We start from the raw sequence: 25,845 nt of genomic DNA, 5'->3' as shown, positions 1-25,845 counted from the left end.
AGCATTTTGCTTTTGCAAAGATTTAAGCTGGGCTAAAGCCACAGCCTACGCCAACTGTTTCTTTAAAGTGGAGCGCTTATAGATGTTATTTCTAACGAGTGCCACTTTTAAAGAAATACTTCGGCAATACCCACGCCAATATAAAGCCAATTAACGGCAGTGCCATTTGGATGATGGCGTACACCGCACTGGTGCGCCTACTGGCACCATTTGCGAGAGTCACCGCTTCTGTGGTGATGGTGGCGATTCGTCCGCCGCCTGCTAATAATGTCGGCAAGTATTGACCAAAGCTAATCGCCAAACCAAGGGCGATAGCAATTAACAGCGGCGCAAATAATTGTGGCAATTTCACCTGCAAAAATACTTTTGCTGGGGTCGCACCAAGGCTTGCGGCTACATGAGCAAAACGAGGGTCTAGACGCCTGTAGCTACTGGCAAGCGATAAAAACACATAAGGCAGTACAAAAAGCAGATGGGTAAACGCCACATTAAAAAACGCCGTTTGGTTATTTACCAACTGCTGTAGCCATACCAAACCAAATAGAAAGGCAATGCTGGGCACTAACAGTGGTAAATAGATAATGAAACTGGTAAATGTTGAAAGTGGTTTTTTACTTAATTGTTCAGCTTCTAGACATAATAAAGTCAGCACAATGGCAAATACGGTGCTCACGATACCGATTGTGATGGTATTAAATAATGGCGTACCCATTTGCGTAAAGGCACTTTGAAAATGTAATAACACCAATTGCTCTGGCAATACGGCGGGAAAGCGCCAAAAACCAGCTACTGACCACATGACCAGACCAATGAGCGCCAGCAAAATAAAGCCAATCAATACAGTGGTCAACGCGGCAGTGATTTTTTGCCATAATGCATCGGCATAGTGGCGCTTGCCATTTATCAACGTGCTGTTAAAACAAGTTTTTATCGCTCTCTCGCTACCAAGCCACAAGGCGATTAAGCTACCCGTCAATGCCAATTGTAATAACGCGCCCGCCGAGGCTTTTATACGTAGGTTTAAATCCACATCGTTAAACCATTGCATGATAGTAACCGCTAGCGTTGGCGGCGTGTTTGGACCCAATATCAATGGCATCTCTACGCTGGCACTGGCATAGGCAAGAACGGCTAAGATAGGCAAACGTAAAAAAGGATAGAGGACAGGGAGTACGGCTTTAAAAAAGGCAGTGATGGGATAATAGCCGAGATTTAGCGCAACTTTATATTGTTGACGCAGCTTTTTACCAAGCTCTGGTTGTGCCAAAGCCCCTAGTGCCATAAGTAATAAAAATGGCAGCTCTTTTAACGTCAAACCTAAAATAATACTGATGCCGTACGGGTCATGTGGAAACATACCGCCTGGCGCCAACTCCCAGCCACTTAGCCACGGTGAAATAAGGCGCGAAAACATACCAGAAGGCGCAATCAAAAAGCCAACCGCGATGGCTGCCGCTGCATGAGGAATGACCAAGATTGGACTCAGCAAACGCTCAATACGGGTCAGCCAAACACTATTAAAAAATGCCGCCAATACCATTAAGGCCATGACAAAAGCGAATAGCGTGCTGATTAATCCAGTAGCGATGCTCAACGCTACCATTTGGATAAGACCAGGCGTCTGCCAAAGATCGTTAAAGCCTTGTAGACCAAAAGTCGTTTGCTCAAGTGCAGGCACCCAGCTAAAGGCAGGTAACAGCACGCTGAGTAAACCACCGAGTACCGGTAATATCAGTAGCAGCAGTAAAAATGTCGGACTCAAGGAGACGGTACGCGTAAATAGATCTGTTTTATAAGGCGCGGTTATGCGAGTGCTTGTTGCGGAATTGACGTTTTTCTTCTCCCTTTTATTGTTAGAATCTTTACTCATGGGCTGACTCCATAACGTGTCTGCCAGCCTTGCATAATGGCATCAACCCAGCTCGGATGTGGTTCATTCACGGTACGTTTTATAGCGTCAACAGGTAGGGCGCTCGGATGCGGTTTGTTAGTCTTGAATAGCGCTTGTTGCTCAGGGTCGAGCGTCGATTGGATGAGTACGGTTTTATCACCCCACACAGCAGGCGTTTGCTTTCTAGCCTGTGCTTCTGGGCTTAGCAAGAAGTTTGCCACTAGCTGCGCGGCTTGTGGGTGGCTGGCGTTATAAGGAATCGCCACAAAATGGGTGTTACTTAAGCTGCCATCGCTCATGGCATAGCTACGAATGCTCTGGGGTAAATCATAACGCTGCACGGCCGCAGGAATTTCAGGCGCGGAAAAGCTAAAGGCTAAGCTAAGTTCAGTATCATCGACCAGACGTCGCATGTGCGCGCCCGTTTGCACAAATTGCTCACCCTTGCGCCATAAGGTGGGATGCAAATCATTTAAAAACGCCCATAAAGGGGCTAATATCATATCTGTATTCTGCTCAGTGGCTGGCAGGTTGAGCTGTGCTTTGATATTTTTGCCTGTATTCGCATCTTGCTGCTCGTGCAGCATGACTAAAGCGTATTTTAAAAAGCTCATGCCTAAAAAGTCAGGTGGCTTTGGATAGCTAAAACGCCCGGGGTTTTGCGCCGTCCAATTGACCAGCTCATTCAGAGTCGTTGGTGGCTTATTCGTTGATAAACTGTCGTAATAAAAGGTCAGCGAGGCTTGACCCCATGGTGCTTCCATACCATTGGTTGGCACACCAAAATCAAAGTTAACGGCAGGATTATTCTCTGGATCGGTCAAAGCAAAGTTAGGCAGCTTGTTCGCCCATTGTTTGAGTAATAACGAATTCTCACTCATGGTGGCAAAGTTTGCGCCATTTATCCAGATGAGATCAACGCTGCCTTTATCATTGTTGTTGGCAGACTTTTCCGCGAGTACGCGACTAACGGCTTCACTGGTGTCGCTCAATTTGACATGAACCAAATTAATATTATATTTGTCATCCACTTCTTCAGCGGCCCACTGTAGATAGGCATTTATTTGCGGGTCACCGCCCCATGCATAGAAGTAAACGTCTTGGTTTTTACCTTGGGCTTCTATCTGCTGCCAAGATGATAAAGTTTGATTAAGGTCATCGGTAGTGGGTGAGGCAGTGCTTGCTGATATGCCAATGCAAACGCTAAGCACCATAGCATAGGTGCTATAGCGGCTTAGATGTTTTAGCGTTGGCAAAGCTAGTAAAGATTTAATAACGTACATTTATGTTCTCGTTATAACCCGTGTTAAACGTCATTCAGTCATATATTCTGAAGAGTGCTGTTGGGATAAATTTTTTGAAGCCTCTGGAGTGACGAAGTCACACAGCAAGCGAAGAAAATTTGTACCAACAGCACTTATTTCTAAAGCAAATCGATCGTCTAAAAGTTGATAAACTAATGAGTGCCAACAGCATTGAGTTTCACTGGAAAGCTAATCACCCTCGACGCCATGTATGATATTTCTCAAGCCAGTTTAATACCGTTTCAGGCGCATGATTGCGTTTCCATTCACCAGCCGCGTATTTATTACCCTCCGCCCATGTCGGGTACATATGAATGGTGCCGAGTATTTTATTCAGCCCTAAGCCATGCTTCATCGCTAATATAAATTCCGGCATGATGTCTCCAGCATGCTCAGCGACGATGGTCACGCCGAGTATTTTATCTTTGCCTTTCGGCGTAATGACTTTGATAAAGCCATCGTTGGCGCTTTCCGTCACCGCACGATCTAAATCTTTAAAGTCATAGCGAGTAATTTCAAAGTCGATGCCTTTTTCAATAGCCTCTTGCTCATTTAAGCCAACGCGTGCGACTTCTGGATCAATAAAAGTCGTCCACGGAATCACGCGGTAATCTACTTTAAACTTCTTTAGATGCCCAAACAAACCATTTACGGCGGCGTACCATGCCTGATGGGAGGCCACGTGAGTAAACTGATAAGGGCCAACGACATCACCAGCAGCGTAAATATTGGGGTAGAGGGTTTCTAAATAGTCATCGGTCTCGATGGTACGTTCAGTTTCAATCCCTAAGGTTTCTAGGCCATAGCCTTCTAAGCGCGCACTACGTCCAACGGCACAAAGCAATTCGTCATATTCAATAGCGATCTCTTGCTTATCTGTACCGCTTTTTTTAACTGTACTGTCGTCTTGCGCTTCAACGATAATAAATTTTTTACCATCGCGAGCTTCACAGCGAATCGCTTGATGCGAGGTTAAGACATTCACGCCACTCTCGACGAGTACTTTGTGTGCAAATTCAGAGACTTCCACGTCTTCTTTTTTCATGAGACGCGCGCCTCTTTCGATTTGGGTAACATTGGAGCCTAAGCGTGCAAAAGCTTGTGCTAGCTCAGAACCGATTGGCCCGCCGCCAAGTACCACTAGCTTTTTCGGTGCTTCTTCTAACTCGGTAAACTTGTTCCAAATAGTATCGCTGGTCACATAGCCGGTTTCTTCCAAACCCGGCAAATCTGGGATAAATGGACGCGCGCCAGTAGCGATAACAATGGAACGTGCGGTGAGTTTTTGCGTGCCGCCATCGTTTAGCGCAATCTCTACCGTCCACGGATCGATGAATTTGGCATAACCTTTTAGCACTTCGACACCCAATTCCGTATAACGCTCGACGCTATCGTTTGGCGCGATATCAGCGATGACTTTATGGATACGGCTCATGACGTTTTTGAATGAGAACTTTGGTGGTGTATTTTCTAAGCCGTAACGCTCAGCATTGCGCATCTGTTCTGCGACTTTTGCGCTTTTAATCAAAGCTTTACTCGGTACACAGCCATAATTTAAGCAGTCGCCACCCATTTCACCCGCTTCGATTAAAGTCACTTTTGCTCGGACGGTGGCTGCAATATAGCTGGTGACTAGCCCGCCAGCACCAGCGCCAATCACAATCATATTACGGTCGAATTGTTTAGGTTTGTTGTAGTTTTTATAGACGCGGCGTTTTTTTAGCATATTTAATATCCCTTTTGCTATTAATGGGAAGAAACCTAACAACGCAAATGAGACAATTAAATTAAACGATAAAATACCTGAAAGGCTATCGATTTTCCCCAACTGTGTACCTGCATTGACGTAAACCAAGGTGCCGGCGAGCATACCAACTTGGCTGACCCAGTAGAATGTCCTTGCTTTAATCGCGGTGACGCCCATCAAGAGATTGATTAAAAAGAAGGGAAATATCGGCACTAAGCGCAGGGTAAATAAGTAAAACCCGCCTTCTTTTTCAACGCCAGCATCAATGGCTGCTAAGCGTTCAGGAAAGCGCTGTTTGATAGAATCACGCAGTAAATAACGTGAGGTTAAAAAGGCCAGTGTCGCACCAATACTAGAGGCAAATGAGGCAACCAGTAAGCCTTGCCATAAGCCAAACAACGCTCCAGCTGCCAAAGTTAGGATAGCGGCACCCGGTAAGGATAGGGCTGTGACTAATATATAGATTAAAAAGAAGCCACCAATGACCAGCCACGGCGCTTGCGCTTTATATTGGTCGAACTGATCCATCGACCCTTTTAAGCCGTCAAGCGTCAATAGTTCGTTGAGGTCAAAGTAAAAAAAGCCAATGACTAACATCAATACGGCTAATATTAAAACTATCTTTTTAATCATGGATTATCCAGCTATATAGTCATGCAAAATAGTCATGCAAAGGGGCGGATGTGGATGACAGCATTTAAAAAAGTCTTACTTCTAGACGCATCGTTATGTCATCAGTCTTACTATAATCTACTTTTTTATTATTCGTCGTTGCATATGGTTTTTTAGTTTGTAGATCAAAATAACTACTCAGACTTACTAGCAGCTGTCTTAAGCTTGAGCTGATAAAGTCTTTTACCCAAACTTAAACCACTCGAATGCCTTATCAAAGATAGGGCAATACATGCAAACAATGTGGTTTAATTTGAGTGAATGCTCAAATGCAAATAAAATGGCTAATATAGGTCTGTTAGGCATTGTAAGGGTTATTGAATGGTTGTTCAAATTTATCTGACAGGTGACAGGTGACAGGTGACAGGTGACAGGTGACAGTTTTATAAAATAGCGATGAACATTTATTATAATTTTCTTAATTGCTCAATTAACCAGCGATGTATACCACTGTCATTAGTACGGGGATGCCAAGCGGCTATTACCTTAAAGGTGGGCGGTAAGGCTTCTACTTTAAGCTCTTTAACTTTATCGTTTGGCAGTAGTCGCGCAGGATAAAAGGCAATCATGTCGGTGGTATGCAGAATATCTGGCACGGCTGAAAAGCTAGGTACTGACATCACGATGTTTCGCTTAAGGCCTTTTTCAGCGAACCATTGATCATGTGAGCCACGCAAGTTGGCACGCGAAGGCGATACCACCAGTTGCGGCTGTGCGGCGATTTGTGTCAGTGTTAGTGCCTCTGTTGCAAAGGTGTTTTTACAACCAGTAATGCATAAATGTTGCTCTTCAAGCAGCGTCACATACGATAAATTATCAGGAATAAATTCGGGAAAGGTAATGAGTAGATCAAGTTCACCTGCCGCAATCAGCTGATTGATGTTATCTGAAGCAAAGTCGCGCACTATCAACCTCAAATCAGGCGCTTCACGGCGCGTTATATTAAACAGTTGTGGTAATAATGCCTGCGTTGCATAGTCAGTTGCGCTAATCGTAAACACACCCTTATAGGTTTGCGGCGTAAACACCTCGGGCTCTAACAACATTTCTAACTGTTTTAATATATCGTCAATCGGTTGCCGCATCGACAGTGCTTTTGGCGTTGCCACCATACTATTACCTTGACGGATAAACAAACGATCATCAAACACCTCACGTAACTTGCGTAACTGCTCACTGATGGCTTGTTGGGTCAGCCCCATTTTGCGTGCGACTTGCGACAAGTTTTTTAGATCAAGTAGCGCCTGCAATACTCTAAGTTGCTTGATATCGAGCCGATTCATACCATTCATAATTTCATACCATTCATAATTGTATCTTAAACAAGAAAAGGTTGTTTCTAATTGTACCTATAAAACTCTATGCTGACCAACATTGCTTAAGTAGCCACTAAATGAGCTATTAAGCATTAAAACAGGCTCAATACATTCAATAATAAGCCATCAGCTGCTTTAAAAGAGATACTTATGACACAAACTATTCCAGATACAAAGACATTATTTTCCTCTGTAGCACTTGGGCCTTATACGCTCAACAACCGTATCGTAATGCCGCCATTGACACGCTCTCGTAGCACGCAACCTGACAATATCCCTAATGACTTAATGGCCAGCTATTATGCACAGCGTGCGTCAGCAGGCTTTATGGTGACGGAAGGTACGCAGATTGAGCCAAGAGGTCAAGGTTATGCTTGGACGCCAGGTATCCATTCATCAGCCCAAGTTGAAGGTTGGAAAAAAGTCACGCAAGCAGTACATGACAAAGGCGGTATTATTTTTGCTCAGCTTTGGCATGTAGGCCGTGTGTCGCACACCAGCTTGCAGCCTAATGGTGCTCAGCCGGTAGGGCCGTCTGATATTACCGCTGATAACGTCAAAGTATTTATTGAAACAGGTCCAGGTGCAGGTGCATTGGCTGATCCAAGTGAGCCACGCGCTCTCAGTACCGATGAAGTTGGTGAGTTGGTAACGATGTATGCTCAGGCTGCACGCAATGCATTAGAGGCGGGTTTTGATGGGGTAGAGCTGCATTGTGCTAACGGTTATTTGGTCAATCAGTTTATCTCTGAGCACACCAATCACCGTGATGATCAATATGGTGGGTCGTTGACCAATCGTTTGCGCTTCTTAAAAGAAATCGTCGCTGCTGTCAGTGATGTGGTGGGTGCTGATCGTTTAGGCGTACGCTTTGCGCCATTATTTGCGAGTACGGATGAGACGCGCGTGTATTTAGGCTTGGTAGAGTCAGATCCCCATCATACCTATGTCGAAGCAGTCAAATTGCTTGAGCAAGCGGGTATTGCTTATTTGTCCATTGCAGAAGCTGATTGGGATAATGCGCCTGATTTACCAGACACTTTTTATCAAGCAGTCAGAGAAGAGTTTTCAGGCCGTATTATTTATGCTGGCAAGTACACGGTACAAAAAGCTGTGAACATTTTAGAAAAAGGCTACGGTGATTTATTCGCGTTTGGTCGTCCTTTTATCGCCAATCCTGATCTGCCAGAGCGTATTGCCAATAACTGGCCATTGAATGAAGTAGATCCTACCACGATGTATGGTGGTACTGATGTGGGCTACAGTGATTATCCTTATTACCAAAAATAAATTAGTGAAATAAGACCATTCGTGGTCTTATTTTTTTGCTTATAAACGTAAGTATTTTTATAAGGTGATATAAAGTGATGAGTAAAAATTTTAAAGACAGACTTATACGCATATTGATAGGATATGTCGGACTTTATCCAACGCTCCTAATCGTATTGACGTTATTGAAGCCTGTGACCCAAGGATTAAGCCTGCCAGTGGTGGTATTAATTGAAACGATAATACTTGTTCCACTGACACAGTTGGTGTCTTTCCCACTAGCAGGCTGGGTCATTGAGCGTTTAAGAAGAGAAAAGTAGAGGTCTTAGGTTACTATTTGAATCACAACATTTTCATTACAATCATCGCCATGACGACGGATACAATATAACGCACTTCTAAAAATCAAATAACAACTTAGACCATAAGGACGGCTCATGACTAAAACTATTTTAATTACTGGCAGCACTGATGGTATTGGTAAACTTGCGGCTTTAAAGTTAGCAGAAGCGGGACATCGAGTGTATTTGCATGGCAGAGATGCTGACAAACTTAACAGGGTCATTGCAGAAGTCAAAGCAGTGTCAACAGGTGCAGCGGTAGATAATATTGATGGATTTGTGGCTGATTTTTCAGATTTAAATGCAGTACGTCATATGGCTGTAGAAGTAAGCGAAAAACTGTCAAAGCTTGATGTGCTGATTAACAACGCAGGGATTTATACCACTGCATCGGCCATTACCAAAGACGGATTAGACGTACGATTTGTGGTCAATTATTTAGCGCCTTACAAGCTGACCAACGCCTTGTTACCGCTACTCAAAAAATCTAATAAAGCGCGCATCGTCAATCTAAGTTCAGCAGCTCAAGCGCCGATATCCTATAAAGCATTTGCAGGAAACGAGCATCTCAATGATAAAGAGGCCTACGCGCAAAGTAAGCTGGCGCTCACGATGTGGAGTATGGACTTAGCCGATACCGTCGCAGGCAATAGTATCAGTGTGATTGCTGTCAATCCAGGCTCGTTACTCAATACCAAAATGGTCGATGCGGCTTACGGACAATATTGGTCCTCAGCAGATAAAGGGGCGAATATCCTAGCGGAGTTGGCTATCTCGGATGAGTTCGCTGATGATACGGGCAAATACTTTGATAATGATATTAAAGATGGGGCACATGGCGATGCTAGAGGCGAGTTCGGTCAACCGCATGCCGATGCTTTAAATAAAGAAGCCATTACAGCGCTTAAACGCCAAACTCAGGCAGTATTAAAATCGATTTCTACATAAGACTTATAGTCAGTCGGATCATTTATTGGATACCATAACAAAGTGAATGCACTCAAAATCATCATAGTATATAAACATAGGAAGCCATTATGAACACGCAAGCAAACCAAGCCATCACCCTCGTTGCCACTATTGAGATCAAACCCGAACACACTGAGCAAGCCAAATCTGAGCTACTCAAGCTAACCAAAGCGTCACAAGCTGAAACAGGCTGTATTCAGTATAACCTACATCAAGACAATGCCAATCCTAATAATTTTGTCACTTATGAGGTTTGGGAAAATCAGGAGCTGATGGAGCAGCATGGACAAAGCGAGCATTTTCAAAACTTTGTTAAAGTGACAAAGGATATGATCGATAACTTTGTTATCACTGAGATGACCTTTATCGCGTAAATTTTGCCTAGGGCGTGTCCTCATTTTAAAGATAAGGATAAAAGTACAGTCCTATAGACTTCAAAACTCCCACAGCTTTAGCTTTTATAAATAAGTGGTTGCAGAGTGGTATGCCATATTTATGCAGTGCAGCTACCACGCAACGAGCGTCAAAAAATATAGTACATGCATTGGTAGCTAATGACAAAGTTCAAAGCTCAAAAGCCATTAGCTACCAATACTGCCTCTTCGCTAGCTTTCCAAAAGCAGACTGTCCTTTTATTCTCCTATAGTCAATCCCCTATAAAAAAGTTCCGACGTTAACCTCGCTTGAAGTATCACATATACATCGGCACTCAGTTGCTTTGTAGTACTTTTACATTGGATCAACTACAACAAATACGACATCAGCTTCCTCTGTTTGTAGTTGATGACGGCATTAATGGCTATATAACCAAATCCATATAAACCCGATGTATTCTCGATAACCCTGCTAAGGTATAGATTGCACTTGGTTTCCATGTATGAAAAATATTTGAATTCAACTATATATATCCTAGCCTTCATTGTTCACTCCAACGCTGCGTATTAAGGTTTTATTACACCTCATTAAAAACTGAGTTTTTGATGGTGTGCGGCTGTATGAAATTTTTTTATTTTAATAAAGCCGCACTGACCTTTAAAATAGTATTATAGTGATAAAGTAATATAAATTACCATTGTTAAAATATGGGTTGCAACCGCATACTTACTATTTTAGTATATCTAGCATGGTAAGGAACTTTAAATGAATGGATAGCTTTATATTAAGGTAATTATAATTACCAATAGCGCTATTGAAGTTCTATATAATTTTAAATTAATTGGTTATTACTAAGTCACACCGTCAAGGATAGACAATATGAGTATCGAAAACTTAGCGCCAGATTGGATGACTGAAGAGCGCAAAATGGTATACGAGAGTGCGCTTAAAATGTTTAAAGGTTGGGAACCAAAAGATGAGCAATGGCGAAAGAACGGCATGATTGACCGCGAGGCTTGGGAAGAAGCCGGCGAAAATGGTTTTTTATGTGCCTCAATGCCTGAAGAATATGGCGGCGGTGGCGGTGATTTTCGTGATGAAGTCGCGATTATCTATGCGCAAGCAGAATCTAATCAGTCAGGCTTTGGCGGTATTGTGCATTCAGGAATTGTTGCTCCTTATATATTGAACCATGCTACCGAAGAGCAAAAGAAAGAGTGGTTGCCCAAAATGGCTAGTGGCGAATATATCGCGGCTATCGCTATGACTGAGCCGGGCACTGGCTCTGATTTACAAGCCCTGAAGACTTATGCGGTAAAAGAGGGTGATGACTATATTATTAATGGTTCAAAAACCTTTATTACCAATGGTCAGCATGCCAATCTCATTCTGCTCGCTTGTAAGACAGATCGCGAAAAAGGCGCGCAAGGCGTCTCGCTCATCGTAATAGAGACTGATGGTTTAGAAGGGTTTGCGCGTGGTCGAAATTTGGATAAAGTTGGCCTGACATCCCAAGATACCTCAGAGCTTTCTTTTAGTAACGTGCGCGTCCCGCAAAAGAATCTGCTTGGTCCGATAGAAGGGATGGGGTTTATTCAAATGATGCAAGAGCTACCTCGTGAGCGCTTATTAATCGCCTTGACAGGCATCGGCGCGATGAAATTAGCTATCAATTTGACGCTTGATTATGTCAAACAACGTGAAGCCTTTGGCAAGCCGGTTTGGAAATTCCAAAACACCAAATTCAAAATGGCAGAGTGTTATGCCAATTATCTAGCTGCTCATAGTATGTGTGACTTAGCGATAGATGCCATCATGGAAAAAAGACTGTCTATTCCTCATGCTTCACTAATCAAATACTGGGTCACTGAAAAGCAGTGCGAAGTGATCGATGAATGTGTGCAATTGTTCGGTGGCTATGGTTATATGAACGAGTATCCTATTGCGCGTTTATACGCTGATGCACGGGTACAAAAGATCTATGGCGGTACCAACGAGATTATGAAAGAGCTTGCTGCTCGCTTTATGTAACTCGTTTTGTTCGAGAAGTGCAGCTGGATTTATTTATTGAGGTTTTGATCACTTATAATTCAGCTGACAATTTGATATTTATTAGCAATTATATTTGTTACCCATTTAAAAAAGTAAAAAGGGATTTTTATGACTGAGACCGCTTACATCTATGACAGTATTCGTACCCCGCGTGGTAAAGGCAAAAAAGACGGCTCATTGTATCAAGCGTCGCCTATTTGGCTGGTGCGTGGTTTATTAAAAGAGATGGAGCAGCGCCATAACTTGGATACCAGCTTAGTGGATGACGTTGTCCTTGGCTGCGTCACTCCTGTAGGCGAGCAAGGTTCTGATATTGCTCGTATTGCGGTGCTTGATGCCGACTGGGATCAAAGTGTCGCTGGCGTCACGCTTTCTAGGTATTGTGCGTCAGGGCTTGAGTCCATCAATCTTGCGGCTGCCAAAGTTATGTCAGGTATGGAAGATTTGGTCGTCGCAGGTGGCGTCGAATCAATGAGCCGAGTGCCAATGGGTTCTGATGGCGGTGCATGGTACATGGATCCACGAGTTAACGCCGCAACTGCCTTTGTACCACAAGGGGTTGGCGCTGATACGATAGCCACACTCAAAGGCTTTAGTCGTACTGATGTTGACGCATTCGCTACCGAATCCCATCGCCGCGCTGCCAACGCTTGGGAAAAAGGTTATTTTGATAAGTCAGTGGTGCCTGTCACAGACATTAATGGCATGCTGTTACTAGTTAAAGATGAGACTATCCGTCCGAATACGACGGTTGAGACGTTAGCAGGGTTAAATCCTTCTTTTGTGATGCCCGGTCAGATGGGTTTTAATAGTGTTATTTTGGACAAATACACCACTATCGAAAAAGTAAACCATGTGCATCATGCGGGCAATTCATCGGGTATCGTTGATGGTGCTGCCTTATGCTTGGTCGGTAGCGCGGCTGCTGGCAAAAAAGCCGGCCTTACGCCGCGTGCCAAGATTACCATGGCCGCAGTTATAGGCTCAGAACCTGCCATTATGCTAACGGGTCCAACACCTGCCTGCAAAAAGGCCTTGGATAAAGCCGGTATGAAAGCCTCTGATATTGACCTGTGGGAAATTAACGAAGCCTTTGCCGCTGTTCCTATGAACACCGCTCATGATTTTGGTATTTCTCTTGATATTGTCAATGTAAACGGTGGCTCTATTGCTATGGGTCATCCGCTAGGAGCTACGGGCGCTATGCTAATGACTACCGTACTAGATGAGTTAGAGCGTCGTGATCTTAAAACCGCCATGCTGACGTTATGCGTCGGTGGCGGTATGGGAATTGCGACTATCATTGAGCGCGTATAAACCCTCTATTTAATGCATAAAAATGATAATTTTGAGATCATTTAAAGGATAAAAAATGACTACAAATACAGACAGCATCGATATTATTAATAATCTAGCAAACTTTTCAGCGCAACGTGATGATGACGGTATCGTCATGGTCACTATCGATCAAAGTAATCGAAAAATGAACGTTATCGGCGATGGTTTTACCGACGCTTTTGCCGCTATGACGGACAGTTTTATTAATGATGAGTCTGCTAAAGGCTTGATCCTAACCTCAGCAAAAGACAGCTTCGTTGTGGGCGCTGATATTGATCAACTATCACGTATTGAGACCGCTGAACAAGCGTTTGATTTAGTCGAAGACTTAAAAGGTAGCCTACGTAAACTTGAAACTTCAGGTAAACCTGTAGTTGCCGCTATGACGGGAACGGCTTTAGGCGGCGGGCTTGAGCTTGCATTAGCCTGTCACTACCGTATAGCGATTGACTCTCCAAAAACCAAACTTGGTCTACCAGAAGTTAAGTTGGGTCTATTGCCAGGTGGGGGCGGTACTCAACGTCTACCAAGACTTGTAGGCATTCAAAAAGCGCTTGAGCTGATGACGCAAGGAATTGAGCTACGTCCTAAAGCCGCCTTAGATATCGGTCTTATCGATGCTACTGCCTCTGATAATGATGATATGTTAGCGCAAGCGAAAGCGTGGATCGAAGCCAATCCGAAAGCGCAGCAACCTTGGGATAAAAAAGGCTTCAAAATCCCTGGCGGCAATAGTATGCATCCTAAAGTGGTGCAAGTATTCTCTATCGCGTCTGCGATGGCTAATCAAAAGTCGCACGGCAACTATCCAGCGATTACTCATATCATGTCTTGCGTCTTTGAAGGCTGTATCGTCGATATCGACACCGGTCTCGAGCTTGAGTCGCGTTTCTTTGCCGCTTGTGTGCTATCCCCTGAATCTAGAAACATGATTGGCACCCTTTGGACGCAGCTGAATAACATCAAAAAAGGGCAGTCTCGTCCTGATGGTTTTGAGCACTATAAAACTAAAAAAGTGGGCATTTTAGGTGCGGGCATGATGGGTGCGGGAATCGCTTATGTCAGCGCAAAAGCAGGACTAGATGTGGTACTACTCGATACTGAATTGGCAGGTGCCGAAAAAGGCAAAGGGTATTCTACCAATCTTTTGGATAAAGCGATCACTCGTAAACGCTCTACCGAAGACAAGAAGCAAGCATTACTGGCACGTATTCACCCAACTGTCTCTTATGACGATCTAACAGATTGCGACTTAATCATCGAAGCCGTGTTCGAAAACCGTGAAATCAAAGCCAAGTGTACGCAGCAATCTGAAGCTGTGATTCCAGAATCAGCGGTTTACGCTTCTAATACGTCAACTTTGCCCATAACAGGACTGGCTGAAGCGAGCAAACGTCCGCAGCAATTTATTGGTCTCCATTTCTTCTCGCCAGTCGATAAGATGCCTTTGGTGGAAATCATTGTCGGTGAAAAAACTGACGACGAAACCTTAGCCAAAGCTTTTGATTACGTGCTGCAAATTGGTAAGACTCCTATTGTTGTCAATGACAGTCGCGGCTTTTATACCTCACGTGTATTCGGTACCTATGTATCAGAAGGCGTCGCCATGCTAGGTGAAGGTGTGCATCCACGTAGTATCGAAGTTGCTGGCATGAAAACCGGTATGCCTATGCCGCCGCTAGCGCTACAAGATGAGGTGTCATTGAGCTTAGCCTTGCATGTCATCGAGCAGCAGCAAAAGGATATGGAAGCCGAAGGCAAAACGATGGTGATGCCTCCTTCTTATAATATCCTTAGCGCTTTTGTTAAAGAGCACGATCGCGAAGGTAAAAAGAACGGCAAAGGCTTTTATGAGTATCCAGAAAAAGGCGACAAGCACTTATGGTCTGAGCTGGTGAACTTATACCCAACCACCGCTGAGCAACCATCGCAACAAGATCTTGTGGATCGTTTGATGTTTATTCAAGCCAACGAATCCGCTAAGTGTTATGAAGAAAACGTCGTGCGCTCAGTGGCCGATACCAATATTGGTTCTATTTTTGGTTGGGGTTTTGCGCCGCATCAAGGTGGTACGTTGCAGTTTATTAATTCTATGGGTGTAGAGCAGTTTGTCGCCCGTAGTCGCGAACTTGCCAAGCAATATGGCAAGCGTTTTGAGCCGGCGAATATTCTAGTAGAGATGGCGTCAAGTGGTGAGGTTTTCTCTGATGACTGATTCGATGGCTAATTTAGCTAATGCTATGGATGGCATGAGCGACTGCTTACAAGGATTGCGCGTCATTGACTTGACCCGCAATCTGCCTGGGCCTTTTGCGACACGTTTGCTTGCTGATTTGGGCGCAGAAATCATAAAAATCGAGCCTAAAGGTGGCGATCCTGCTCGCGCTCTAGGTGGATTGTTCGATGCTTTAAATCATGGAAAAACGATTGAAAAGATAGATTTCCGTAATACTGCAGACATCGAGGCTATTAAGGAGCATCTTAAGAACGCCGATGTCATGCTCGACAGCTTCCGTCCCGGAGTGCTCAAGGGTATGGGTTTAGATGCTCAAACCCTACATGCAATTAATCCTAAGCTGGTCATGATATCGATTACAGGATATGGTTTAGCAGACGACAGCGATGCTAAAGCTGATTCCGAAGTTCAAGTTAAGCATAATTGGGCGGATAAAGCGGGTCACGATATCAACTTTATGGCGATGAGTGGCGTGCTGGATCAGCTGCGTACCGCAAAGGGCGAACAAGCCATGCCTAATATTCAGTTTGCAGATTTGGCTGGGGGTAGTGATACGGCTGTCATTGCCTTACTTGCAGCGGTCTTTGCTGCTCAGCGCACGGGCAAAGGTCGACATGTCGCAGTCAGCATGACGCATAGCTTATACAATCATATGATTATGCCTAAAGCTACGGGGACGCTCGTTAAGAGCTTCTCGGGTCAAAATCCGCCACCACACTATGACTTTTTAGGTGGGTTATTACCATGCTATCGCTTATACAAAACTTCAGATGATCGCTACATGGCGGTGGGTTCGCTTGAGCTGAAATTTTGGCAAGGATTATGTGAGGTTTTAGAGCTGCCGCAGTACAAAGATGCTCATTGGCAGCGCGGAGTTATGCCTAATCTGCCAGCTAGTCAAGAAGCTGCTAAAGCGGTTACTGATAAATTTGCCAGTCAGCCGCTTGATTTTTGGCAACAAGCATTTGAGGCTACAGACGTTTGCGCCACTCCTGTACTGACGTTAGAAGAGGCCAAAGCACATCCACTATTTGCCCATCAGGACGAGCATCACTCAACAATAGGATGGCAAGATATCAAAGAATAATTATCAAAGCTGAATTTTGAAATCATTTATTCTTTAAACTCATTACCAAGGAAGGTAAGTTATGGATAAGTTTTGGACACAGGGTTATCCAAAAGGGGTGAACGCCCAAATAGCCCCGCCGCACAGTACCGTGATTGATATAATCAATGATAAGTTAATAGAATATGCTGATCGAGAGTTCTCTAGCAATATGGGCGTTAGCTACTCTTATGCCCAAATTGACCAGATATCATTAACGATTGCCGCGTGGATTCAGAACTTAGGCTTAGCCAAAGGCTCAGTCATCGGTATTATGATGCCCAATGTTCATCAGTACTTGCCTATTGTTATAGGGATCGTTCGCGCAGGTATGGTGACGACCTTAATCAACCCACTATATAGTCCCCGCGAATTGAGACATCAGTTGATTGATTCTGATGCTGCGGCAATTTTTATCTTAGAGCCTTTCTGCAATACTTTAGAAAAAATAGTCAAAGATACTCCAGTCAAAACTGTTGTCATTAGCAAAATTGGCGACATGCTAGGTACAGCGAAAGGGACACTTGTAAACCTTGCCGCTAACTATGTCAAAAAAGCTATCCCTAGTTATCATTTAAAATCTAACGCTAATTATGAGGTCACTAGCTATAAGTCACTGTTAAAAAACGGCAAAAACTTGCCTTACTCTCGCCCTGCTATAAAACCTGATGACTTATTGATGTTGCAATATACAGGGGGCACTACGGGTGTTGCTAAGGGTATTTTGATTAGCAATAAAAACGTGGTGACGGCGACTTATCAGTTCGTTGAATGGTTTAAACCGGTTTATGCGGACGTTGCTGATAACATCCAGATGAATAGTATTATTGCCCTGCCGCTTTATCATATTTATGCCTTTATCTGCTCGATAGTAGGATTGAGCGTAGGTCAACATCTCACCTTAGTCACCAATCCACGTGATATTCCTGGCTTTATTAAGATTCTAGCTAAACGTCCTTTCCACTTTCTTCCTGGCGTCAATACTTTGTTTCAAGCTTTTGTCAATAATCCCGAATTTAGCAAATTAGATTTTTCAGAATGCAAATTGACCGTGGTTGGCGGTATGGCAGCAACCCCTGAGACAGCAAGGCGCTGGCTTGAAGTCACGGGCTTGCCTATTTTAGAGGGGTGGGGAATGTCTGAGACCCTAGGAGTTGGCACTGCCAATCCATTCGATGGCACCGAGTACACTGGCAATGTCGGCCTGCCACTACCCGGAGTCGATATTAGTATCCGTAATGAAGCAGGGGAAATTATCGAATTAGGTGAAGTGGGTGAGATGTGTATCAAAGGCGATAACGTCATCGCTAGTTATCATAATCTTGACAATGCTGGTTTTTTCACTGCTGATGGTTATCTAAAAACTGGCGATATCGCGTCTATGAACGAGCAGGGCGCTATCAAAATTTATGACCGTAAAAAAGACATGATTATTGTCAGCGGCTTTAATGTTTATCCTAACGAAGTCGAAAACATCATTGAAACTCATCCTAAAGTTGTCGAATGTTCTGTTGTTGGTATTGTTGATGAACGGCAAGGTGAATCGGTCAAAGCTTATGTTGTTAAAGCCGATCAGAGTTTGAATGAAAACGAGATAAAAGCGCTTTGTAAAGAAAATCTAGCAGGCTACAAATGCCCTCGCCATATTGAATTCATAACCGAGTTACCCAAATCTACCGTAGGTAAAACACTGCGCCATGAGCTTAGAAAATCAGCGAGTAGCGTTTAAATCCAGTTTTAATATTTGGTGGTGTATCAAAAAGTATGCTGGGGTAATAAAGGAAGGGTGACAGTCAAAGCAAGATGATATATTTGAGGTTATGAAGACACAAATACAGATCAATTGCCCCGACTGTCACAGTCTTAGTCTAAAGAAAAATGGTATAAAAAGCTATGGTAAGCAAAACTACCAGTGTAAGGACTGCAAACGACAATTTATTGGTGATCATGCTTTAACCTACCAAGGTTGTCACTCTCAAATAGAAGATAAAATACGGCTAATGACGGTTCATGGTTGCGGCGTTAGAGACATAGCGGTTATAGCCTCAGTCAGTATTGGTAAAGTATTGAGCACCATAGGCTCATCTGTTTATAAGATCGCGCCTAAGAAGCGCTACTATGAACGCTTAGAGGTTGATGAGTTCTGGACTTACGTGTATCGCAAGAAGCGTAAAGTCTGGCTCATCTACGCTTATGACCGTGCAACTAATGAGATTGTCGCTTATGTCTGGGGCAAACGTGACCTAAAAACGGCTAAGAAGTTAAGAGCGCGTCTTAAGCAGCTTACAGTCAGCTATGGCTCTATCAGTATGGACAACTGGGACAGTTTTATAACCGCCTTTAAAAGTGATAACAAACGAATTGGCAAACAACATACGGTAGGCATTGAAGGTAATAACTGCCGTCTTAGACACCGGTTAAGACGAGCGGTTAGAAAGACTTGTTGCTTCTCAAAAAAGCTTGATAATCACTTTAAAGTATTCGATCTGGTGTTCTTTTATGTCAATTATGGCTACGTCTAATGCCAGCATACTTTTTAGAACACCACCGAATCATGCATGGCGTTGACCGCTCCGCACGAAGCGGCAGTGGTAATCGTGGCAAACAATGACGTGGCAACAATGCCGAAACGCACTTCTTTGCCCTCCATGTTGCCGCTCACACTGGCATCGGTCAGACCTTGAACTTGTGACGCCAACCAAGGGTTGCCGGCAAGCTCGCTGCTGACGGTCAAAGAATACATCGCTATGAACAAGATCGTCATAGCACTTAAGATAGCGATACCTTGTTTGAGGTTGCCGCTTATTTTGCCAAGACAAAAACAAAGCGACGTTGGGATAAGGAAGATGGCCAACATTTGGATAAAATTAGAAAAGGGCGTGGGATTCTCAAACGGATGAGCAGAGTTAGTATTAAAAAATCCACCACCGTTGGTACCGAGCATCTTAATGGCTTCCTGCGAGGCAACAGGGCCCAAAGCAATCGTTTGCGATTCACCTTGTAGGGTCTGCACATCGGTATACATGGATAGCGTTTGTATGACGCCTTGGCTCATCAACAGCACGGCTATAATTACCGCTATCGGCAGCAAAATATAAAGATTACAGCGCCATAAATCTATCCAAGCATTACCCAAGTGCGTGGTTTTTTTAAATACTAGACCGCGCATTAAGGCAAAAGCCACTACGATACCGGTTGCGACTGATAAGAAGTTTTGCAACGACATACCCATCATTTGGGTCAGATAGCTCATGTTACTTTCGCCGCCGTAAGCCTGCCAATTGGTATTAGTGACAAAACTAATGGCGGTATTCATCGCCAAGTCCCATGTGACGCCTGACATATTGGCAGGGTTTAGCGGCAAGTGTCCTTGCACCAACTGCAACACAAATAACCCCAACAATCCAATGAGATTGAATAGCACAATGGCGAGCGCGTACTGTTTCCAATTCATACCAAAAGCAGGGTTGCCCTTGGTATCTTGACCGATCATACCTAGCGTCGTAAAAATACGGGATTCAAGCCGAGAAACAGGGGCTTGCATCCTTTGCAGCAGGTACCCTGATAGAAAATACCCTAAGGTAAATAGAACGATTAAATAAATAACCAGCTGTGAAAGCGCATATATGGTCATTAAAATGCCTCCGGTTTAATCAGTACATATAACAAATAGATGAATAAACCGAGGGCTAGAAACCCTGCAAAAACTTCCATGACACTCTCCAAAAACGCACAATGAACCATGAATAATGAAGATCAGCGATGGTTAGACTGATCTTTTATTACTTTTTTATTGCTTAGTTATTAATAGGAATAGTATGCCGAGAGAGGTATAAAAGTGTTGTCAAGATAACGCGGTGGGGTATAAAGAAAGTATAAAGATGGGTAATATTTTCCCCTACATTATCTTTATAAATACTAAGATAAATAAAAGGACTTAAATCAGGAGCTGAAGTCATGAAAGCAATGACTATCGCCGCCATACTTACCGCAATGACAGTCACTAATATCGCCCGAGCCGAGATCTATAAATGGCAAGATGAGCTATGCGATATGCAGGGTAATTTTGACAATAAAAAATATACCGCCAAGCAAATCAAGAATTCACATTTCGTATTGGAGGGTTTAACGAGGGCAAATCTACAAAGCTTTTTTCCACCGATGAATATTAACGATATAGACAACGTATCGAAGACAGACATAACCAATTTAGATAAAGAGTATGAGTCACTCAAGCGTAAAGTTGAGCCATTAGAAGTCGTACCAGCAGCCCAGACGTATAAGCGTGAGCTACTAAAGTCTATTGAAGGCGAATACGTTCATGATAGATTGAGTATTTTGGCTTATATAGATCCTATACAAGCGATGAGATTGAGCCCGCCGATGTGCAAACAGTATCTTGAACCTTTCTTCAAAAACGAAACTGCCGTACAGCGTAAATGGCGGCAGTTCATTGAACAAAGAATTGAGCAGCAAGCCCTTATGCATAGTGATGGTGGTCAGTCATATCGCAAGTTTGCGACCGAGCGCTATGAGGAAGAAAAAGCCAGCGATCCTGCTAATTATGCCAAAATAAGTTTGTTAACCTTTGGTTTTGGTAACTGCGTCAATAATCAGATTTATCATGCTGACTCTCAAAAAGTCTTTAGTCATTATAATCAACTTAATAAAACCCTCTTTGGCAAAAGTATCAAGAGGGTTTGTGATGAGCCGTAAGCGCTTAACTTAAGCTTAGAAAGTTATAGAACGAAGTAGTAGCGGGTGAGGACTTTACGTATAAAAGCAAAGTTGATTTTATGAATACGATTTAGGATAAGCTCACAGAAAACGAGAGTAGCGCGCTCAAAAGTAGATGACTCGCCCTAACTTTTTATAGTAACTTAACTTTTCGACGAATATAAAATCGATGCTATGTTATTTAACAACCGTGTCGTGGTGCTGCTTGATGATCTTGTAATACGCGTGGCTACAGTATTGACTGCCTCATTCAGAATATGCAAGACAAGTAGCTAACAACCCTATACGTTATAAATTTTTTAATTGCTCAATTAACCAACGGTGTATGCCACTGTCATTGGTACGTGGATGCCATGCGGCTATTACCTTAAAGGTTGGCGGTAAGGCTTCCACAGCAATCTCTTTAACCTTACTGTTTGGCAATAGTCGCGCAGGATAAAACGCAATCATATCGGTGGTGTGTAGAATATCTGGTACCGCTGAAAAGCTAGGGACTGACATCACGATGTTTCGCTTAAGGCCTTTTTCAGCGAACCATTGATCATGGGAGCCACGCAAATTGGCACGCGAAGGGGATACTACTAGCTGCGGGTGTACGGCAATTTGCGCCAGTGTCAATATCTCTGTTGCCAACTCATTTTTATAACCTGTAATACATAAGTGCTGCTCTTCAAGCAAAGTAACATACGATAAGTTATCAGGAATAAACTCTGGAAAAGTAATCAGCAAATCAAGTTCGCCTGCCGCAATCAGCTGATTAATATTGTCCAAGGCGAAGTCGCGCACGATCAATTTTAAATCAGGCGCTTCACGGCGCGTTATATGAAACAATTGCGGCAATAATGCCTGCGTCGCATAGTCGGTCGCGCTAATCGTAAAGACGCCTTTATAGGTTTGCGGCGTAAATACCTCCGGCTCTAATAATACTTCCAACTGCTTTAATATCTCGTCAATAGGTTGTTGCAGCGATAGTGCCTTTGGCGTTGCCACCATGCTATTGCCTTGACGAATAAATAGACGGTCATCAAATAGATCGCGCAGCTTACGCAACTGCTCGCTAATCGCTTGTTGCGTCAGACCCATTTTGCGTGCAACTTTTGAGAGATTTTTTAGATCAAGTAATGCCTGTAGCACTCTGAGCTGCTTGATATCAAGCCGGTTCATACCATCCATAATTAATACCATTAATAATTGTATCTTAAACAAGAAAAGGTTGTTTCTAATTGTACCTATAAAACTCTATGCTGACCAACATTGCTTAAGTCGCCAATCAAACCTGAAAACAGGGTGCTTGGCTCAAAGAATAAGCCTATCCGTTTGCTTCAAAAGAGAGTGTTATGAAACAATCTATACCAAATACCAGTACATTATTCTCCTCTGTAGAACTTGGACCTTATACGCTTAAAAACCGTATCGTGATGCCACCGTTGACGCGCTCTCGTAGCACGCAACCTGACAACATCCCTAATGACTTAATGGCAAGCTATTATGCACAGCGCGCCTCGGCAGGCTTTATGGTGACCGAAGGCACACAGATTGAGCCAAGAGGTCAAGGTTACGCATGGACGCCAGGCATTTATTCACCAGCCCAAATTGAAGGCTGGAAAAAAGTCACGCAGGCGGTACATGCCAAAGGCAGTATTATTTTCGCTCAGCTTTGGCACGTTGGCCGTGTGTCTCATACCAGCTTACAACCAAATCAAGCTCAGCCTATCGCTCCATCTGCTATCACTGCCACTAACGTCAAAGTATTTATTGAAACCGGTCCAGGCGAGGGCGCTTTAGCTGATCCAAGTGAGCCACGCGCACTCAGTACAGAAGAGGTGGGCGAGTTGGTCGCGATGTATGCACAAGCTGCTCGCAACGCATTAAAAGCTGGATTTGACGGGGTAGAGCTGCATTGTGCCAATGGTTATTTAGTGAATCAATTCATCTCTGAGCATAGCAATACACGCGATGATCAATATGGTGGTTCACTGTCTAATCGTCTGCGTTTTTTACAAGAAGTGGTCGCTGCCGTCAGTGATGTGGTTGGTGCTGATCGTTTAGGCGTGCGTTTTGCGCCTTTATTTGCGAGTACCAACGAGACCCGTGTGTATTTGGGTCTCGTAGAATCAGACCCGCATCATACTTATATCGAAGCCGTTAAAGTACTTGAACAAGCAGGCATTGCTTACCTATCCATTGCAGAGGCTGATTGGGACAATGCGCCTGATTTACCAGAGCCTTTTTATCAAGCGGTCAGAGCTGAGTTTTCAGGACGTATTATTTATGCGGGTAAATACACTGTGCAGAAGTCGGTCGATATACTATCTAAAGGTTATGGGGATTTATTTGCTTTTGGTCGTCCTTTTATTGCTAATCCCGATTTACCTGAGCGCATAGCCAATAATTGGCCACTTAATGAGACAGATCCTGCCACGATGTATGGCGGCACTGAGATTGGCTATAGTGATTATCCGCGCTATAGTCAGTCCTAAATAAAAAAGTATAACTATTATCAGGCGCTACTGGTGTAAATTTTAACGCTGTATTTATTTAATAGTGGAACGACTATATCAAGAATAGTTAAAAAACGAAAATAGTTAATAAAATAAGGCCATTCGTGGCCTTATTTTTACTTATAAACTTAATGGTTTCTGGTGTAATACAATGAATGAGAAAGTTAAAGACAGACTGATACGCATATTAGTAGGATATGTCGGCCTTTATCCGACGCTCTTGATCGTGTTAACGTTACTAAAGCCTGTGACCCAAGGATTAAGCCTGCCAGTGGTGGTATTAATTGAAACGATAATACTTGTTCCACTGACACAGTTGGTGTCTTTCCCACTAGCAGGCTGGGTCATTGAGCGTTTAAGAAGAAATAAGTAATCGCTATGTATACCGTGATTTTGCCAAATAAGTCTCTATCAGACGACAATATCTTGAATTTGTATTTTATAACTTCATTCAAATACTCATGACAGTTGAAGGTATTGCCCTAGCGACTAAAGCGTCTTGTGTTGTTTGGTTTAATTGATGATACGCCCTAACTAAATAGTACAGCGCATAGACCGACAACCGCCATAACGCGTTGAATAATCAAGCTATCTTGCAGGTAATTGTTTAGATAAGTGGCCACGCCTTTGCCGACAGTATATAGACCTAGCATAGCAACAATCATACCTGTAAAGAAGCCAGCGGTATTGCCGTTTACAGGAACTTCGATTGCATGGGCTGCACCGTGGAACATAGCAAGCGCCCCAAAGCCGATTACTAAAAAGTTATACACGGTTTTGACGGACGTCTCACTGCTTTGATTTAATGCACTGTTAAAGTAGCTGCTCATAAGTGCCATGGTTAGTAATACGATAGACAGTACGATACCGTATTCAATAAACAAGCTGTTCAGGCTCACACTTAAACTCATTGCAAAACCTGCTACTAAACCAATTAACAGTGCTACAAAGCCCTTTTTAAAACTGTGCATTTGAGAAAATAGTAAGCCCATACCCAGCGCTAACATAAGATGGTCTAACCCAGTTAAAGGGTGCAACATACCAGATAATATAGAAGTACTAAATGATCCATCTGCTAGCAAGTCGTGTCCAGGGTGAGCAAATGCGAGTGTTGGTAGTAATGATAACAATGCTAAGCCACTAGCCGTTGCAGTTTTGCGAGTAAAATTTTTGCGTATCATAGTTTGTGATGTTTTTTTTGTCATAATAAATCCTTAATTAGTTAACAAATGGATATGATCACTGTCTAATAATTTACTTATCAGTCAGTGGTTTGTATAACATCTCTTTATGCCATGGCATGAGACATTATATGTAGCGTCTTACGCCACACTTATCATGCCTTTATCAAGGATGAAGGCTACAATGTCATCAAGCCCTTCGCCTGTTTTCATGTTACTAAAGACTACCGGCTTATCGCCGCGCATTTTTTTCGCATCATGTGCCATAACCTCAAGCGATGCGCCTACTAAAGGGGCAAGATCGGTTTTATTAATAATAAGTAAGTCAGATTTCATGATGCCAGGTCCACCTTTACGAGGGATTTTATCGCCTGCTGAAACATCAATGACATATAAGGTCAAGTCTGATAATTCAGGGCTAAAAGTTGCTGCCAAATTATCACCACCAGATTCGATAATAATAAGCTCAAGATCTTTAAATTGATTTTGTAATTCGGCGATAGCAGAGAGGTTAATTGATGCATCTTCACGAATGGCAGTATGCGGGCAGCCACCCGTTTCGACACCACGAATACGCTCAGCTGGCATGGCATTATTGCGGGTTAAAAATTCAGAGTCCTCTTTGGTATAAATGTCATTAGTCACCACTGCCATATCGACGTCATCACGCAAGCGTTGACATAATCTTAGTGTTAATGCCGTTTTTCCTGAACCAACGGGACCGCCAATACCTAGGCGTAGGGGAGACAGTGTCGTGTCTGAATGTTTGCTTTCGACTTTAGGTGTCAGTGCCATAAATAAATTTCCTTAA

22 protein-coding genes are annotated in these 25,845 nt (G+C 43.4%); 13 read left to right on the top strand and 9 right to left on the bottom strand.

From position 1 onward, the window contains the following. Window positions 1-91: 91 nt before the first annotated feature. The 4 genes from W293_RS0113275 to W293_RS0113260 all read right to left on the bottom strand — a co-directional run bounded on the left by W293_RS0113275 (window position 92) and on the right by W293_RS0113260 (window position 6,906). On the bottom strand, window positions 92-1,870 hold the full coding sequence (locus W293_RS0113275; RefSeq protein ID WP_025652896.1) for an ABC transporter permease: 1,779 nt from the start codon (window positions 1,868-1,870) through the stop codon (window positions 92-94). Beyond that, window positions 1,867-3,174, bottom strand: coding sequence for an ABC transporter substrate-binding protein (locus W293_RS0113270; protein ID WP_025652895.1), 1,308 nt, complete (start codon window positions 3,172-3,174; stop codon window positions 1,867-1,869). The genes W293_RS0113275 and W293_RS0113270 overlap by 4 nt, the downstream gene beginning before the upstream one ends. 214 nt (window positions 3,175-3,388) lie before the next feature. Then, the gene (locus tag W293_RS0113265; protein WP_025652894.1) at window positions 3,389-5,575 is read right to left on the bottom strand and encodes an FAD-dependent oxidoreductase; all 2,187 of its coding nucleotides are present in this window, start codon (window positions 5,573-5,575) and stop codon (window positions 3,389-3,391) included. Window positions 5,576-6,021: 446 nt separating this feature from the next. Further along, window positions 6,022-6,906, bottom strand: coding sequence for a LysR family transcriptional regulator (locus W293_RS0113260; RefSeq protein WP_025652893.1), 885 nt, complete (start codon window positions 6,904-6,906; stop codon window positions 6,022-6,024). Window positions 6,907-7,092: 186 nt separating this feature from the next. Here W293_RS0113260 and W293_RS0113255 point away from each other — a divergent pair, with 186 nt between their 5' ends. The 10 genes from W293_RS0113255 (at window position 7,093) to W293_RS0113205 (ending at window position 19,137) form a co-directional block, all read left to right on the top strand. Beyond that, a complete protein-coding gene (locus tag W293_RS0113255; protein WP_240990891.1) occupies window positions 7,093-8,220 on the top strand; it encodes an alkene reductase in 1,128 nt (375 codons plus the stop codon). A gap of 77 nt (window positions 8,221-8,297) precedes the next feature. Continuing rightward, window positions 8,298-8,519, top strand: coding sequence for a hypothetical protein (locus W293_RS0113250; RefSeq protein WP_025652891.1), 222 nt, complete (start codon window positions 8,298-8,300; stop codon window positions 8,517-8,519). Window positions 8,520-8,636: 117 nt separating this feature from the next. Further along, the gene (locus W293_RS0113245; RefSeq protein WP_025652890.1) at window positions 8,637-9,488 is read left to right on the top strand and encodes an SDR family NAD(P)-dependent oxidoreductase; all 852 of its coding nucleotides are present in this window, start codon (window positions 8,637-8,639) and stop codon (window positions 9,486-9,488) included. Between the two features lie 89 nt (window positions 9,489-9,577). Then, on the top strand, window positions 9,578-9,883 hold the full coding sequence (locus W293_RS0113240) for a putative quinol monooxygenase (RefSeq protein ID WP_025652889.1): 306 nt from the start codon (window positions 9,578-9,580) through the stop codon (window positions 9,881-9,883). 880 nt (window positions 9,884-10,763) lie between these two features. Further along, on the top strand, window positions 10,764-11,915 hold the full coding sequence (locus tag W293_RS0113230; protein ID WP_025652888.1) for an acyl-CoA dehydrogenase family protein: 1,152 nt from the start codon (window positions 10,764-10,766) through the stop codon (window positions 11,913-11,915). A 129-nt stretch (window positions 11,916-12,044) separates the two neighbouring features. Beyond that, window positions 12,045-13,253 (top strand): acetyl-CoA C-acetyltransferase, encoded by a 1,209-nt coding sequence (locus W293_RS0113225; protein ID WP_025652887.1) that lies wholly within the window; start codon window positions 12,045-12,047, stop codon window positions 13,251-13,253. 55 nt (window positions 13,254-13,308) lie between these two features. Then, a complete protein-coding gene (locus tag W293_RS0113220) occupies window positions 13,309-15,489 on the top strand; it encodes a 3-hydroxyacyl-CoA dehydrogenase NAD-binding domain-containing protein (protein ID WP_025652886.1) in 2,181 nt (726 codons plus the stop codon). Then, entirely contained in the window at window positions 15,482-16,597 is a 1,116-nt protein-coding gene (locus tag W293_RS0113215) for a CaiB/BaiF CoA transferase family protein (RefSeq protein WP_227502365.1), read from the top strand. The genes W293_RS0113220 and W293_RS0113215 overlap by 8 nt, the downstream gene beginning before the upstream one ends. A gap of 61 nt (window positions 16,598-16,658) precedes the next feature. After that, window positions 16,659-18,344, top strand: a complete 1,686-nt coding sequence (locus W293_RS0113210) for an AMP-binding protein (RefSeq protein ID WP_025652884.1) — start codon at window positions 16,659-16,661, stop codon at window positions 18,342-18,344. 91 nt (window positions 18,345-18,435) lie between these two features. Further along, window positions 18,436-19,137: an IS1 family transposase gene (locus W293_RS0113205; protein WP_025652883.1), complete on the top strand. Its 702-nt coding sequence runs from the start codon at window positions 18,436-18,438 to the stop codon at window positions 19,135-19,137. 14 nt (window positions 19,138-19,151) lie between these two features. Here W293_RS0113205 and kdpA read toward each other — a convergent pair whose 3' ends face one another. Both kdpA and kdpF read right to left on the bottom strand, forming a co-directional pair. Then, window positions 19,152-20,249 carry a potassium-transporting ATPase subunit KdpA gene (gene kdpA / locus W293_RS16495; protein ID WP_227502382.1) on the bottom strand — a complete coding sequence of 366 codons (1,098 nt, stop codon included), beginning with the start codon at window positions 20,247-20,249 and terminating at the stop codon, window positions 19,152-19,154. Then, window positions 20,249-20,329, bottom strand: coding sequence for a K(+)-transporting ATPase subunit F (gene kdpF, locus W293_RS17635; RefSeq protein WP_193005043.1), 81 nt, complete (start codon window positions 20,327-20,329; stop codon window positions 20,249-20,251). Before kdpF ends, kdpA begins: the two co-directional genes overlap by 1 nt. Before the next feature lie 243 nt (window positions 20,330-20,572). Between kdpF and W293_RS0113190 the strand changes: the two genes are divergently transcribed. Continuing rightward, window positions 20,573-21,331: a hypothetical protein gene (locus W293_RS0113190; protein WP_025652882.1), complete on the top strand. Its 759-nt coding sequence runs from the start codon at window positions 20,573-20,575 to the stop codon at window positions 21,329-21,331. Between the two features lie 309 nt (window positions 21,332-21,640). On the opposite strand, the gene W293_RS0113185 is transcribed toward W293_RS0113190, so the two are convergent. Then, a complete protein-coding gene (locus W293_RS0113185; protein ID WP_025652881.1) occupies window positions 21,641-22,525 on the bottom strand; it encodes a LysR family transcriptional regulator in 885 nt (294 codons plus the stop codon). A gap of 164 nt (window positions 22,526-22,689) precedes the next feature. Between W293_RS0113185 and W293_RS0113180 the strand changes: the two genes are divergently transcribed. Both W293_RS0113180 and W293_RS17065 read left to right on the top strand, forming a co-directional pair. After that, window positions 22,690-23,832 carry an alkene reductase gene (locus tag W293_RS0113180; protein WP_025652880.1) on the top strand — a complete coding sequence of 381 codons (1,143 nt, stop codon included), beginning with the start codon at window positions 22,690-22,692 and terminating at the stop codon, window positions 23,830-23,832. 172 nt (window positions 23,833-24,004) lie between these two features. After that, window positions 24,005-24,226, top strand: a complete 222-nt coding sequence (locus tag W293_RS17065) for a hypothetical protein (protein WP_084212331.1) — start codon at window positions 24,005-24,007, stop codon at window positions 24,224-24,226. 157 nt (window positions 24,227-24,383) lie between these two features. Here W293_RS17065 and W293_RS0113175 read toward each other — a convergent pair whose 3' ends face one another. Both W293_RS0113175 and ureG read right to left on the bottom strand, forming a co-directional pair. After that, window positions 24,384-25,058: a HupE/UreJ family protein gene (locus tag W293_RS0113175; protein WP_025652879.1), complete on the bottom strand. Its 675-nt coding sequence runs from the start codon at window positions 25,056-25,058 to the stop codon at window positions 24,384-24,386. A gap of 117 nt (window positions 25,059-25,175) precedes the next feature. Next, window positions 25,176-25,829 (bottom strand): urease accessory protein UreG, encoded by a 654-nt coding sequence (gene ureG / locus W293_RS0113170; RefSeq protein WP_025652878.1) that lies wholly within the window; start codon window positions 25,827-25,829, stop codon window positions 25,176-25,178. Between the last annotated feature and the right edge of the window lie 16 nt (window positions 25,830-25,845).

Source organism: Psychrobacter sp. TB67 (assembly GCF_000511065.1).
Classification (GTDB): domain Bacteria; phylum Pseudomonadota; class Gammaproteobacteria; order Pseudomonadales; family Moraxellaceae; genus Psychrobacter; species Psychrobacter okhotskensis.
Note: the sequence above shows the minus strand (reverse complement) of the source record. Positions and strands in the feature narration are given on the sequence as shown.

Excerpts from the sequence above, each read along its gene's own strand:
- W293_RS17065 (WP_084212331.1), top strand. The coding sequence starts at position 24,005 with ATGAATGAGAAAGTTAAAGACAGACTGATACGCATATTAGTAGGATAT.
- W293_RS0113190 (WP_025652882.1), top strand. The coding sequence starts at position 20,573 with ATGAAAGCAATGACTATCGCCGCCATACTTACCGCAATGACAGTCACT.
- W293_RS0113250 (WP_025652891.1), top strand. The coding sequence starts at position 8,298 with ATGAGTAAAAATTTTAAAGACAGACTTATACGCATATTGATAGGATAT.
- W293_RS0113260 (WP_025652893.1), bottom strand. The coding sequence starts at position 6,906 with ATGAATGGTATGAATCGGCTCGATATCAAGCAACTTAGAGTATTGCAG.
- W293_RS0113215 (WP_227502365.1), top strand. The coding sequence starts at position 15,482 with ATGACTGATTCGATGGCTAATTTAGCTAATGCTATGGATGGCATGAGC.
- W293_RS0113240 (WP_025652889.1), top strand. The coding sequence starts at position 9,578 with ATGAACACGCAAGCAAACCAAGCCATCACCCTCGTTGCCACTATTGAG.
- W293_RS0113265 (WP_025652894.1), bottom strand. The coding sequence starts at position 5,575 with ATGATTAAAAAGATAGTTTTAATATTAGCCGTATTGATGTTAGTCATT.
- W293_RS0113230 (WP_025652888.1), top strand. The coding sequence starts at position 10,764 with ATGAGTATCGAAAACTTAGCGCCAGATTGGATGACTGAAGAGCGCAAA.
- W293_RS0113220 (WP_025652886.1), top strand. The coding sequence starts at position 13,309 with ATGACTACAAATACAGACAGCATCGATATTATTAATAATCTAGCAAAC.
- W293_RS0113225 (WP_025652887.1), top strand. The coding sequence starts at position 12,045 with ATGACTGAGACCGCTTACATCTATGACAGTATTCGTACCCCGCGTGGT.
- W293_RS0113205 (WP_025652883.1), top strand. The coding sequence starts at position 18,436 with ATGAAGACACAAATACAGATCAATTGCCCCGACTGTCACAGTCTTAGT.
- W293_RS0113185 (WP_025652881.1), bottom strand. The coding sequence starts at position 22,525 with ATGGATGGTATGAACCGGCTTGATATCAAGCAGCTCAGAGTGCTACAG.
- W293_RS0113210 (WP_025652884.1), top strand. The coding sequence starts at position 16,659 with ATGGATAAGTTTTGGACACAGGGTTATCCAAAAGGGGTGAACGCCCAA.
- W293_RS0113245 (WP_025652890.1), top strand. The coding sequence starts at position 8,637 with ATGACTAAAACTATTTTAATTACTGGCAGCACTGATGGTATTGGTAAA.
- kdpA (WP_227502382.1), bottom strand. The coding sequence starts at position 20,249 with ATGACCATATATGCGCTTTCACAGCTGGTTATTTATTTAATCGTTCTA.
- ureG (WP_025652878.1), bottom strand. The coding sequence starts at position 25,829 with ATGGCACTGACACCTAAAGTCGAAAGCAAACATTCAGACACGACACTG.
- W293_RS0113275 (WP_025652896.1), bottom strand. The coding sequence starts at position 1,870 with ATGAGTAAAGATTCTAACAATAAAAGGGAGAAGAAAAACGTCAATTCC.
- kdpF (WP_193005043.1), bottom strand. The coding sequence starts at position 20,329 with ATGGAAGTTTTTGCAGGGTTTCTAGCCCTCGGTTTATTCATCTATTTG.
- W293_RS0113175 (WP_025652879.1), bottom strand. The coding sequence starts at position 25,058 with ATGACAAAAAAAACATCACAAACTATGATACGCAAAAATTTTACTCGC.
- W293_RS0113180 (WP_025652880.1), top strand. The coding sequence starts at position 22,690 with ATGAAACAATCTATACCAAATACCAGTACATTATTCTCCTCTGTAGAA.
- W293_RS0113270 (WP_025652895.1), bottom strand. The coding sequence starts at position 3,174 with ATGTACGTTATTAAATCTTTACTAGCTTTGCCAACGCTAAAACATCTA.